This window comes from Rhizobium sp. BR 315 (genome assembly GCF_050577975.1).
GTDB classification, from domain to species: domain Bacteria; phylum Pseudomonadota; class Alphaproteobacteria; order Rhizobiales; family Rhizobiaceae; genus Rhizobium; species Rhizobium miluonense.
In genome coordinates this window covers 1-12143 of the sequence record NZ_JARWKZ010000058.1, presented here as the reverse complement: position 1 = coordinate 12143, position 12143 = coordinate 1, and the positions used below count along the sequence as shown (strand labels likewise).

Here is a 12143-nt window from a genome sequence, read left to right as displayed (position 1 = left end):
CGCGATAACCGAGACGAGAGCCATTCACTGCCCATCAAACTCCGAGAAAAAAATTCCACGAAATAGTCTATAAAAAACATATAATAACTGTTAAATATGTGCAGTGTCTGGATGCTTCGGGGCCAAGCCTGAAATTCGGATGGGATCGAGGAATGACCAAGCAGATACATTTCAACGCCTTCGACATGAACTGCGTGGGTCACCAGTCGCCCGGGCTTTGGGCGCATCCCCGGGACAGATCCTGGAAATACAAGGATCTGGACTACTGGCAAGGTCTTGCGAGGACGCTCGAAAAGGGGGTCTTCGATGGCATCTTCATCGCTGACGTGATCGGCTACTACGACGTCTACAAGGGCAACAACTACCACGCCATCCAACAGGCGGCGCAGATTCCGGTTAATGATCCGATCCAACTCGCGGTCCCGATTGCGCTAGCCACCGAACATCTCGGCATCGGCATCACCGCCTCGATCTCGTTTGAGCACCCCTATCCCTTCGCACGGCGTCTGGCCACCGCCGACCACCTGACAAAGGGGCGCGTCGGCTGGAATATCGTGACCTCCTATCTGGAGAGCGGTGCCAAGAACATTGGACAAGGCGGATTGCGTGCGCATGATAACCGCTACGAAGTGGCGAGCGAATATCTCGAGGTCATCTACAAGCTCCTTGAGGGTTCCTGGGAAGAAGGTGCCGTACTGCGCGACCGCGAGAAACGCATCTTTACCGATCCGTCGAAGGTGCACGAGATCGGCCATAAGGGCCGCTTCTTCGAAGTGCCGGGCTACGCCCTGACCGAGCCGTCGCCGCAGCGTACCCCGGTGCTCTATCAGGCCGGTGCTTCCGGGCCGGGCAAGCAATTCGCGGCGGAGCATGCAGAATGCGTCTTCGTTGCGGCACAGACCAGGACCATTCTGAAGAACTATGTGCGTGATGTCCGGCTGCGGGCGGCGACCGTCGGGCGCGATGCGTCGAAGTTCCGCATCTACAATCTGATGACCGTCATCGTGGACGAAACCGACGAGAAGGCGCGCGCCAAATTCCGCGACTATCTCGATTACGTTTCCTATGATGGCTCGCTGGTTTTCATGTCCGGCTGGACAGGCGTCGACTTTTCGCGCTACGCACCGGACGACCTCGTGCGCAAGGTCGAGACCAACGCCATCCACTCGGCGATCGAGAGCCTTTCGGAAGGCGATCCGAATAAGCGCTGGACGATCAGGGAGCTCGCCGAATGGGGCGGTATCGGCGGTATGGGACCGGTGGTCGTGGGATCGCCCTCCACCATAGCCGACGAGCTGCAGGCCTGGGTTGAGGAGACCGACGTTGACGGCTTCAACCTCGCCTATGCCGTAACTCCCGAGACCTTTGAGGATATCGTCGGCTATCTGGTGCCGGAACTACAGAAGCGCGGGGTCTATCCGACCGGCTATCGCCCCGGAACGCTGCGGGAGAAGCTGTTCGGCGAGGGACCCCATTTGCCCAAGGCCCATCCGGCCGACCGTTACCGCGACATCGAATCCTTCAAACGCAACCAGGCAATTACGCTGGCCAATGCCAGCTGAGGTCCTTAACCGACGAGGTTTTTCCTTATGGGAAGCATCACCGAGACCAAGATTGATCACAGCGTCCATCCGCGCGTCAATTCAACAGACCCATTGTCGCCCCGTCCGCGCCCGGTCAAGCCGGCGCATGTGATCAGGAGCGAAGAGGAGGCTATCCAGATAGCCGAGAAGCTGGCCGCGAGCTTCAAGGTCGGGGCGGCGCTGCGTGACCGGGAGGGACTGCTTCCGATCGCCGAGCTCGACGCGTATTCGCAAAGCGGTCTCTGGAGCATCAACGTGCCGAAAGCTTATGGCGGTCCGGAAGTCTCCTATGCCACGCTCGCAAAGGTGATCGCCATCATCGCTGCGGCCGATCCGGCCATCGCGCAGATCACTCAGAACCATCTGGCGATCGTCGCGACCGTCGATCTCGACGGCACGGAAGGGCAGAAGAAACTGTTCTTCGGCTGGGCGCTCGAAGGGATCCGTTACGGCAACGCCTTCTCCGAACTGAAGAGCAAGACCGTCGCCGATTTCGAGACCAAGGTCGTTCATGATGGCGACGACGTGGTCGTCAACGGAGAGAAATTCTACACGACTGGCGCGCTCCTTGCCCATATCGTGCCGATCGTCGGCGTCGACGAGACTGGCCAGGGCTATCTCGTCTTTGCCGACCGCGACGCCCCCGGTCTCACCGTCACCAACAACTGGTCGAGCTTCGGTCAGCGCACCACCGCGTCGGGTTCGGTTAAGATCGAAAACGTGCGCGTGCCTAAGGCTCGGGCGCTGAAGGTCACCTCTTTCGACCATCCGACAGTCGGCGGCCCTGTCTCGCAGATCATCCAGTCGGCGATCGATGTCGGCATCGCCCGGGGCACGATCGACGATACGATCGAGTTCGTCAGCAAGTATAGCCGGCCTTGGATCGACAGCGGCAAGGCGACCGCCGGCGAAGACCTCTTCACCATTGCCCAGATCGGCGACCTGAAGATCAAGCTGCATGCGGCCGAAGCGCTGCTAGAGATCGCCGGGCACGCCATCGATGTGGCGCGCGCCAATCCGACGCTGGAGACGGTCTCGGAAGCAACGATCAAGACAGGCGAGTCCAAGGTTCTGACGACGGAGATTGCGATCCTGTCAACGAACAAGCTGTTCGAACTTGCAGGAACCCGCTCGACCCTCGCCGAGCACGGACTTGACCGCCACTGGCGCAATGCCCGCGTCCATACGCTGCATGATCCAGTGCGCTGGAAGTTCTACCATGTCGGCAATTATTATCTGAACCGCGTCCACCCGCCGCGCCACGCCTGGAACTGACCCCAAGATGAGCACAAATGATCGCAAGCTGCACCGGGATGCAGCGCTCACCGCCGGCCGTCCCGCGCCGCGCATAGCCGCGCGCGGGGGCCTGGCCCATGTCATCCGCGATGATGCGGAGGCCATCCAGATCGCGACGGACCTTGCGCTTGAATTCGCGGTCGGTGCCGCTCAGCGCGACCGCGAACGACGCCTTCCGCTTGCGGAGATCGACCGCTTCTCGCAAAGCGGTCTCTGGGCAATCACCATCCCGAAGGAATATGGCGGCGCCGGCGTCTCTGCGGTGACGCTGGCCGAGGTCACCGCCATCATCTCGGCTGCGGACTCTTCAATCGGGCAGATCCCGCAAAATCATTTCTACATGGTAGAGGCGCTGCGACTGACCGGCAGCGAGGAGCAGAAGCAGCACTATTTCCGGGGCGTGCTGCAGGGTGACCGTCTTGGCAACGCCTTCACAGAGATCGGCACGAAGACGCCGGTCGACTTTAAGACGCATTTCGCCGAGCGCGACGGAAAACTCTATCTGAACGGCCAGAAGTTTTACGCGACCGGCTCACTGTTCGCCCATATCGTCGTCGCTGTGGCGAAGGGACCGAATGGCCGCGTCCATTTGGTCTTCATGGACCGGGCTGCTCCGGGGCTCGGCTTCGTCGACGACTGGTCGTCCTTCGGGCAGCGTTCGACAGGGAGCGGGACCGTCACCTTCGACGACGTCGAGGTGGCGCCGTTTCAGATCGTTGACCATGATGGAAGCTTCGAACAGCCGACGCCGATGGGTCCTTTTGCGCAGATAATCCATGCTGCTGTGCAAGTCGGCATCGCGCGCGGGGCGCTCGCGGAGACGATTTCCTACGTTCGTGCCCATGCACGGCCATTTTTTGAACTGACGATCGAGCACGGTTATGAGGATCCGCACACCATACATGGCGTCGGCGACGTCGCGATCAGAGTGCATGCGGCCGACGCGCTGCTCAAAAGGGCGGGGCGGATCATCGACCGCGCCATCGCAGAACCGACGGCGGCGAGCGTAGCGCAGGCATCCGTTGCTGTCGCGGAGGTTAAGGCGCTCGGGACGGAAGTGGCACAGCTTGCCGCCACCAAGCTTATCGAGTTCGGTGGTGCGCGCTCGACGCTCGAAGGCTATGGGCTCGACCGCTTTTGGCGTAATGCCCGCACGCATTCCCTGCATGATCCGGTGCGCTGGAAATATCACCATATCGGAAACTTCTATCTGAATGGCATCCTGCCCCCGCGGCATGGCGCCCTCTGATTTTCAGATTACCTATCGAATTCTGTGGAGATCCGAATGAGATCGCCTTGGCGCTCTGATATCGGTGACGGGTCTGGCCTATGGTACAAACGACCCTGCGCACCGGATAAACGTCTCCGCAGGTAAGATGACACTCTTTCCGGAGCGACCCGACGATTTCCTGAACTGCTCGCAGAGTGTTCGACCGAGGTTGCCGACGAAAGACTGATCGGTCGAGATGGCCTGCCTTATCCCTGGCGTTCCGTTTTCGGTGACTATGTGGCTGCCCGACTGCGCCCCTTGATCGCAGAGGGTCGGATCGTGCACTGCCGAGCCACAATCCAGACAGTTGGCCGAGACGGTCAGGAATATCGCTTGCAGGCTGCCGACTGATCCGAGATTCGAGCCGATTTCCTGGTCCTTGCCGTCAGCCATCCGCCGCCGGCTTTGCCCACGTCCTCGTGCCGTTGCGCGGAGACGGCAAACTCGTCATGGATGTCACGGTCGCTGGTGCGCTGGCCCCATCGCGGCGACCGACCATGTGCTGATTATCGGGAACGGACGGACCGGGCAGACGTCGTGGCATCGCTGAAGCGTCGCGGACGTTATGGCCACATCATCCATCTCTCGGCGCGGTCTTCGTTCGCGCGGGCACAGCCGGCCGGACAGGAGGCGCTGGGCGATCTCGTGACGGAACCCGCAATGACGGCGAGCCGCCTCTTGCGGCACGTGCGCACAGCGGACAGGAAGGCTGAGGCCAAGGGACTGTCCTGGCACTGTGTGCTCGATGCTGTTCGCTTGCAGGGACAAGAAGTGTGGGCCGCTTTGCCGATGGCCGAACGCCGGCCGATCGCCCGCCATGTCAGGCCGTTCTGGGACGTCCACCGCTTCCGCATCCGCCGCAGGTGGAGGATGTCATCAATGATGAGCTCTCCAGCGGCAAACTTGAGATCCTCGCCGCTTCAGTAGCGGCGGTTGAGAGAACCGGCTCCAGCTTCAAGGTGAGCCTACGACAACGGCACAGGCGAGATAGTCGGGAAATCATGGTCGAGGCCATCGTCGTGACAACAGGGCCGGGGCATGGCGCTATTCTCGAGAGCCAGGACTTTTTACGCGACCTTAGCGTCGCCGGCCTCCTGCAGCCCTGCCCGACGTGGCTCGGTATCGCCTGCAATGGTAAAGCACATTCGATCTCTCGAGGGAGTGAAGCCGTGTCTAATGTGCTCATTGCCGGCCCCTTGGCCGAGGAACCTCTGGTGAACTGATGGGTCTGCCCCAGGTCACCGAACACGCCGTGTTCGGTGCGAACCGTATCAGACAGACACTTACTGATCACTTCGGTCACTAAGACCGCCGCAAGAGAACCGATCTTTTCGAAAGCCGCACGATAGTTGGAAGAAAATTGCTTATGAAAACTATAGAATTTAATAATATCGAGAAAATCTGTAACGGTTCTGCCGCTTTTGACAGGAATGGGAATGACGGTAATCGATAGGCCTCTCGACTTTCTTTGGTTCATCCCTTCGTCCGGTGACGGTGCGTATCTGGGGTCGGACGATCTCAGCCGCCCGGCGGATCCCGCCTATTTCCGCGAAATCGCGAAGGCTGCCGACCGGCTGGGATATTCCGGCGTGCTTATCCCAACGGGGGCGGCGTGCGAAGAATCCTTCATTCTGGCCGCCGATCTCGCCGCCCATACCGAGCGACTGAAATTTCTGGTGGCCATTCGGCCGGGTACGGCATCGCCGGCTTATTATGCGCGCCTTGCCGCGACGCTCGACCGCGTTTCCAATGGCCGCCTGCTGATTAACATCGTGGTCGGCGGCAGTGCCCAGGAGCTCGCCGGTGACGGCATTTTCCTGCCGCATGACGAACGCTACGATCATGCGGGCGAGTTCTTCCAGGTGTTCAACTCGCTGGTCGAGACCGGAAAGGCCAACCTCGACGGCAAGTATATCAAGGCCATCGATGCGAGACTTGGCCTGCCGCCTATACAGGAACCGCGCCCTCCGCTCTATTTCGGCGGATCGTCCGACGCTGCAATTGCGTTTTCCGGCGGTATCACCGACAAGTACCTGACCTGGGGCGAACCGCCGGCGCAAGTGGCAGAGAAGATTGCCAAGGTCCGCCAGGCCGCCGCGGCGAAGGGCAAGCACGTCAGCTTCGGCATCCGTCTTCACTTCATCGTTCGCGAGACCGATGAAGAGGCCTGGGCCGCGGCCGACCGGCTGATTTCCAAGCTTTCCGACGAAACGATTGCCGCAGCGCAGGAAGTGTTCGCGAAGAGCTCGGATTCGGTCGGCCAGGCGCGCATGGTCGCCCTGCATCAGGGACGCCGCGAAAAGCTCGAAGTCTCTCCCAATCTCTGGGCGGGGATTGGTCTCGTCCGCACGGGTGCGGGGACCGCACTGGTCGGATCTCCGAAGACCATCGCGGAACGTCTCCGGGAATATCAGGAGCTCGGGATCGATACCGTCATCGCCTCCGGCTATCCGCACCTGGAAGAAGCCTACCGGGTTTGCGAGTTGCTCTTCCCCGAAATAGGCCTGCCCGGCCCTCATGGGCAGATCCGCTCCGCATTCGGCGAACACCGGGTCTTTGGGGGAGGCGGACATGGCGGAAACGTGAAGATCGCATCCGCCTCCTGAAGAATTTACCGGCGAGCTCCTCCTGTCTGGAAGGAGCGCACAATGGCTGCCGCTGGGAGCCGAACCAGAAACCGACGCGGGCGGAGAAGTCGATCCACGGGCCCCGTTGGGATCTTTCATTAGACCTCGTTATTTAGGAGGAGACGGCCGTTTCAGAAGAGTGATTGACTCTAACGCCCCAAATCGCATGGGAAAGGTCGGCTTGCGCTAAATATTGCCTGCGGGCTACCCTCGACAACAGACTGTAGTCTCGTGTCCACCTCGCTCAAATGACCGACGTCTGAGCCGATCAATTCGAAGAGGTGATGGTTCAAGAAGCTGTAGAGATCAGCCGCTAGCCGGGCTGCCTCTTCTCCAAGGCAGGCCAGGTCGTAGATTCGATTGCCAGACCGGGCCTCGACCGTATGCCACAAAAGCGCCTTGCTGACGGAAATGGCGATAACATCCAGGCAAGGAAGACTGACGCCGTCGCTGACATCGAGCTGTACGGTCGCGGAAAACGATGAGTTAAAGCGGCACCTTCCATTTTCCCTATGGAAGGAGGGGTGCAAAGAAACCAGGCTGGTATGTTCGAACGCGCTCAAACATCAGAGCTCACGTGCTACCAGAAAATTCAATCCGGTAGCCACGCGCAATCAATCCAGTGCCGTTCATACCGTTTCGCGAATTCTGTCATCTCCCGGACATTCGCTTGAGGGGTTTGGCAGGCGCGGGCGCAGGTGGTGACCACATCCCGGTAAAAAGTAGGGGAGACCGGCCGAATGCCCTCGTAGTTCATGATCAGGTCGGGAAGGCGCTCCGCGATTGCCTCGCCACGGCGCGCCATGACAACGGTCGGCGGCGTTCCATATGCATTGATCAAGACGTATCGCCAGCTCGGATCTGCCTCTCCCTGCGCGGGAACGAGTTCACAAGGACAAGCATCACCAGCGCCGGAAATCTCCTGATAGATCGCGTCGAGCGCCTGTGCTTTTCTGGCGATCAGGACGTAAGGTCCCGAAGGAGTGTAGCCGCCCATCCGCTCGTCATACGCGACGCCCAACAGGCGTGAAAGGTCGTAGCGGGCCGTTCTGTCCAGGGAGGAGCGTTCCGAGAGAAACCATTGGAGTTGTCGCAGGGTAACGCCGACCGTAGCCGCAATCTCTTTCGGCGGATTGGGCCAGCAGGCGACCAGATTTTTGGCGATTTCCGCCGTATTGTCGTGCTCTTCATAAGCTGGAAACTCGTCATCATCGTCCATGTCGCCTAATGGCTCCTCTCCCGAAAGCAGCCAGGTTCTGCCGCATAAGTTGTCATGGTGAAAATAACGCGGCCGATCGGGCGGCAGCGAGATCTCCCAGGATGACAGCCATGGACCGACTTCCCAATCGACGTCTTCGAGGGGAATGGATGGCGGGGTGCGCATTGGCAACTCCAGCCACCGCTCGATGTTCTCGAGTTTTCGGTTGCTGAGCCTGCGAGGACCCCGGCCGGCCCTCCAGTCGTGATCCTTATGTGCATCGCGGCAAAGGGCCTCGACGGACGCGGCCAGAGACGGATCAACCGGGTCGTGCTTCTTCAAGTACCCCTCCGCAGAGATTATGACTCTTTGACTGGATAGGCCTTGTGGAGTTTTTCACGGGCTTTTTCGGTGGTGAACATCCATTGGATTTGTGCCCTTTGCGCGTTTCTCTGCTGCTGCCAAGCATTGATCTCTGCAATCATCCTGTGTTTGTCGTCGATCCTGCGGTCGAGGCATTGGCTTTTCAAAACGCCAATCTCGATCTCGACCATATTCAGCCAACTTGCGTGTTTCGGCGTGTGGTGGAATTCAAGCCGCTTGAGCACACGACGGGCTTCGGCGGCAGGAAACGCGTCGTATAGCGCGCCGGGTGAATGGGTAGAGAGATTGTCCATAACAACACGAATGGTCTTTGCGTCAGCATAGTCAATGTCGACCAGTTCGCGCATGCACTCGGCGAAGTCCTTGTTGGTGCGCCGATCGGTGACCTTCACCCGCCGCCATGGCTGATGCGCGTCCAAGAAAACGAAAAGATTGACGGTGCCATTGCGGCGATATTCACAATCGTAGCGCAAGGGCTGCATCGGCTTTGCAGAAATGGGGTCCCGCACCTCGCCAATCAGTTGGACCGGGCTTTCGTCAAAGCAGACAACCGGCCTTTGCGGGTCTGGGGCTTCGGCATACAGGTCCAGGACGTCTTCCATTCGGGCGACATATTCCCCGTCGACCTTGGGAATGCACCACATGTCTTTTCGCCATGGCTTGAGATGATTTTCACCAAGCCTTCGGCGCACGGTCTCGCAGGAGATCTGCGCGTGATCGGTCAGCTTGATCATCTCGTCAGCCAGAAGCTCAAGCGTCCAACGTGCCCGGCCGGGCGGCGGAGTTGAGCAAGCCGTCGCCACCAGAAGTGCTTCCTCCTTGGCTGATAGTTTGCGGGCAACGCCGGGCCGTGGCTCCTCACTCAACGCGCCTTCGAGATTGGCCTCTACCAGGCGGCGCTTGGTGCGATAGATGGTCGATCCGCTGACATTCAAAGTCGCAGCGATGACCTCGTCGCTCACACCCTCATTCGCCGCCAACAGGATTTGTGCACGCTTGAGCCTGCGCGCCGAGTGACGGCCACCGCTCAAAAGAGCGTTCAGTTGCTCACGTTCAAGCTGGTTGAGTTCCACATGATATCTTATATTCATTTGAGCCTCCTGATGCGATGAAACACAGGTTAAACTCAAATGAATCAAACGTTTGGCAAAGAGCCTCCTGCCGGAGCGCCACAGTTCACGCAGCTGCAGGGCCAATACCTGGCCTTCATTTATGCCTATACCAGGATCTTCAAACGCTCCCCGGCAGAAGCGGACATGCGTCGCCACTTTGAGGTGACCGCACCGTCTGTACACCAGATGGTGATAACCCTGGAAAAGGCCGGTCTCATTCAACGCCAGCCTGGAGAAGCGCGAAGCATTCAATTGCTCGTACAACCCGAAGCGCTGCCAATCTTGCGATAGCTCAACCCGTCAGAATCTCTGCGGAACGGTACTAGAAGCATCCTGGGCCGAGCGCAACGATGCGGGTACCGTTTTGTCCGTGGTGTCGGCAACCTCAAGTCGGATTCCGATTTTAGTGAGATCCGCCGCCAGCGATGGATCGGCCTGCATAAGATAGATGGTGTAACGGGCGGATCCCAGCCAGGCGAGTTTGAAGGCTTGGTGGTCGTCCCTCACAATGATGGTGTCGCGGAGTCAGGAGTGGCCTGCTCCATAGCATCACGGAGAGACGACCATGAAGCAGTATGCCGGAATCGATGTCTCGTTGGAATACTCGAGTGTGTGCGTGGTGGATGCGGATGGCCGCATCGTGCGCGAGGCAAAGGTCCACAGTGAACCCGATGCGCTGATCGCCTGGTTTGGCGAGCAGGGCGCGGCGATGGAACGAATTGGTCTTGAGGCTGGCCCCTTGTCGCAATGGCTTTACGCGGAAATGGCGAAGGCGGATCTGGCGGTCGAACTGATCGAGACGCGCCACGTGCGGGCGGCCTTCAAGACGATGCCCGTGAAGACCGACAAGAAGGACGCACGGGGTATTGCGCAGTTAATGCGGCTTGGCTGGTTCAGGCCGGTCCACTGCAAATCTCTTCCGGCCCAGGAGGTGCGAGCGCTGCTGACCGCACGCAAGCTCATCCAGGGAAAACTTCACGACATCGAGATGAGCCTCCGGGGCATTCTGCGCGGTTTCGGCCTCAAGGTAGGGCCGACCACGCGGCGCACCTATGCGGCACGGATCCGCGAGCTGATTGAAGGTCATCCGACCTTGGAGGCGATCACCGTTTCACTGTTGAAGGTGCGCGACGCGCTTATGGACGAATTTGCAGGTTTTGAACGAAAGCTGCGTGTCATGGCCCGTCAGGACGATAATGCACGTCGGCTGATGACGACGCCCGGCGTTGGCGTGCTGGTGGCGCTGACATTCGTGTCGGCTGTTGACGCGCCTGAGCGCTTCCGATCATCACGAGCGGTGGGGCCGCATTTCGGATTGACGCCCAAGAAGTATCAATCGGGCGAAACCGATTATAGCGGCCGCATCTCGAAGATCGGTGATGCGGGCGTACGAACCGCGCTCTACGAGGCGGCCAATGTCATCCTGACGCGCCCCGTGAAGGGTTCGGATCTCAAAAGCTGGGCGCTGGCGGTTGCAAGACGTGCGGGACCCAGAAAGGCGCGTGTTGCGCTGGCCCGTAAGCTGGCGGTGGTGTTGCACCACATGCTCAGGGATAAAACCAACTTCATTCCCCACAAGGCGGCGTCAGCCATGACCGCCTGAGCAGGAAGCGAGACAACAAGACAAGGTTTCGGGCGGGCACCACCATCAGCCCACCGGAGCAAGGTCCCTTCGCCGGGACGATGGAGCGGATAGGCCGATGAACCGCAAGCAGCACTGAGGTGACTGCGCGTCCTTAGATTGGCCAGCCGGTCCTCAGCAGACCCCATAAAGCAGCGACCCCGGCGTCGACTGCGGACAGAAGCAAGCACTCGGCGAGGGATTAAGCTCAAAAGGGATTGACTCGGGACAGCCCGTTACAGAAGCGGTTCACACGGAGAATGTCTGGCAAGCCACGCGATCCCTGCGCGCTTCCCCATGCCGTCAGCAACACTTCGCGAAATGTTCTGCGATGGGTAACGGTAGAGAATGTCAGCCAGCGGATTGGCAGGCGGGCGACAGCAACGCCATAAAGCAAAATCGGACTCAGTCCATATTGCTTAGCGTCCGCGAGCTTAATGGGATCACGCGCAGCCACAATGCCATGCTGAGGGTGGTGGAACAGAAACTTGGCAGTTGAGACGCAAAAGTGATGTTCGCGGTTTGGCTGTTGCGCCTGATTGTCCATGGGTGCTCTCAAAATACTGAAACCAATATAGACCATGGTACAATTTCGGCGCAAAGGTCCAAAGAATTTCCCTGCTTTGAACAGCGCTTGTTTGCAATACCTTGGCAGCACGCCCCGAGCAAAATACACCGGATCGGGGTTGCCGTCGCTTGCGCTGACGCTTTGCATATTGTGCACGCATTCCCGTCTGAACCGAGCGCAGCCGTCTGGCTGCACTGATATTTTTTTACGATCTTTACGGTCGGCGTAGGCTCTGAGAGTCGGATTCGAAAAGCGTTCAACGATATCCATACCTTGCTAGCCGTCTGGTGATGAGACGAATGTGGGCGATCATGATCCACGCTTCGGCTGATGCGATCGAGCGTTCGACGTCTTTGGCCAATCTGCGGCATCTGCCAAGCCAGGCGAAGGTCCGTTCGACCACCCATCGACGCGGCAGAACCTCGAAGCCTTTCGCCTTGTCTGAGCGCTTGATGATCTCGATCGTCCAGCGCCCGATCTTTTT

General features: G+C 59.3%; 11 protein-coding genes. 7 read left to right on the top strand and 4 right to left on the bottom strand.

Annotated features, from left to right (window positions below; genetic code table 11):
• The first annotated feature begins 152 nt into the window (after positions 1 to 152).
• The 6 genes from QD409_RS30580 to ssuD all read left to right on the top strand — a co-directional run bounded on the left by QD409_RS30580 (position 153) and on the right by ssuD (position 6755).
• Positions 153 to 1562, top strand: coding sequence for an LLM class flavin-dependent oxidoreductase (locus QD409_RS30580; protein ID WP_004119959.1), 1410 nt, complete (start codon positions 153 to 155; stop codon positions 1560 to 1562).
• Positions 1563 to 1589: 27 nt separating this feature from the next.
• The gene (locus QD409_RS30575; RefSeq protein ID WP_004119961.1) at positions 1590 to 2858 is read left to right on the top strand and encodes an SfnB family sulfur acquisition oxidoreductase; all 1269 of its coding nucleotides are present in this window, start codon (positions 1590 to 1592) and stop codon (positions 2856 to 2858) included.
• Between the two features lie 7 nt (positions 2859 to 2865).
• Complete coding sequence (locus QD409_RS30570) at positions 2866 to 4128, top strand: SfnB family sulfur acquisition oxidoreductase (RefSeq protein WP_004119965.1); 1263 nt, start codon at positions 2866 to 2868, stop codon at positions 4126 to 4128.
• A 64-nt stretch (positions 4129 to 4192) separates the two neighbouring features.
• A complete protein-coding gene (locus QD409_RS30565; protein ID WP_157385366.1) occupies positions 4193 to 4336 on the top strand; it encodes an FAD/NAD(P)-binding protein in 144 nt (47 codons plus the stop codon).
• Between the two features lie 586 nt (positions 4337 to 4922).
• Entirely contained in the window at positions 4923 to 5372 is a 450-nt protein-coding gene (locus tag QD409_RS30560) for a hypothetical protein (RefSeq protein ID WP_135488289.1), read from the top strand.
• A 213-nt stretch (positions 5373 to 5585) separates the two neighbouring features.
• Positions 5586 to 6755 carry an FMNH2-dependent alkanesulfonate monooxygenase gene (gene ssuD, locus QD409_RS30555; RefSeq protein ID WP_004119972.1) on the top strand — a complete coding sequence of 390 codons (1170 nt, stop codon included), beginning with the start codon at positions 5586 to 5588 and terminating at the stop codon, positions 6753 to 6755.
• Between the two features lie 613 nt (positions 6756 to 7368).
• On the opposite strand, the gene QD409_RS30550 is transcribed toward ssuD, so the two are convergent.
• Both QD409_RS30550 and QD409_RS30545 read right to left on the bottom strand, forming a co-directional pair.
• A complete protein-coding gene (locus tag QD409_RS30550) occupies positions 7369 to 8316 on the bottom strand; it encodes a hypothetical protein (protein WP_240535456.1) in 948 nt (315 codons plus the stop codon).
• 17 nt (positions 8317 to 8333) lie between these two features.
• Positions 8334 to 9449: an IS630 family transposase gene (locus QD409_RS30545; protein WP_004119981.1), complete on the bottom strand. Its 1116-nt coding sequence runs from the start codon at positions 9447 to 9449 to the stop codon at positions 8334 to 8336.
• A gap of 586 nt (positions 9450 to 10035) precedes the next feature.
• Here QD409_RS30545 and QD409_RS30540 point away from each other — a divergent pair.
• Positions 10036 to 11073, top strand: coding sequence for an IS110 family transposase (locus tag QD409_RS30540; protein WP_004119987.1), 1038 nt, complete (start codon positions 10036 to 10038; stop codon positions 11071 to 11073).
• Between the two features lie 226 nt (positions 11074 to 11299).
• Here the strand turns inward: QD409_RS30540 and QD409_RS30535 are convergent, their stop codons facing one another.
• On the bottom strand, positions 11300 to 11929 hold the full coding sequence (locus QD409_RS30535; protein WP_135488308.1) for a hypothetical protein: 630 nt from the start codon (positions 11927 to 11929) through the stop codon (positions 11300 to 11302).
• Positions 11916 to 12143 (bottom strand): transposase (locus tag QD409_RS30530; RefSeq protein ID WP_430764525.1); only part of this gene is annotated, 228 nt, incomplete at its 5' end. The genes QD409_RS30535 and QD409_RS30530, both read right to left, overlap by 14 nt.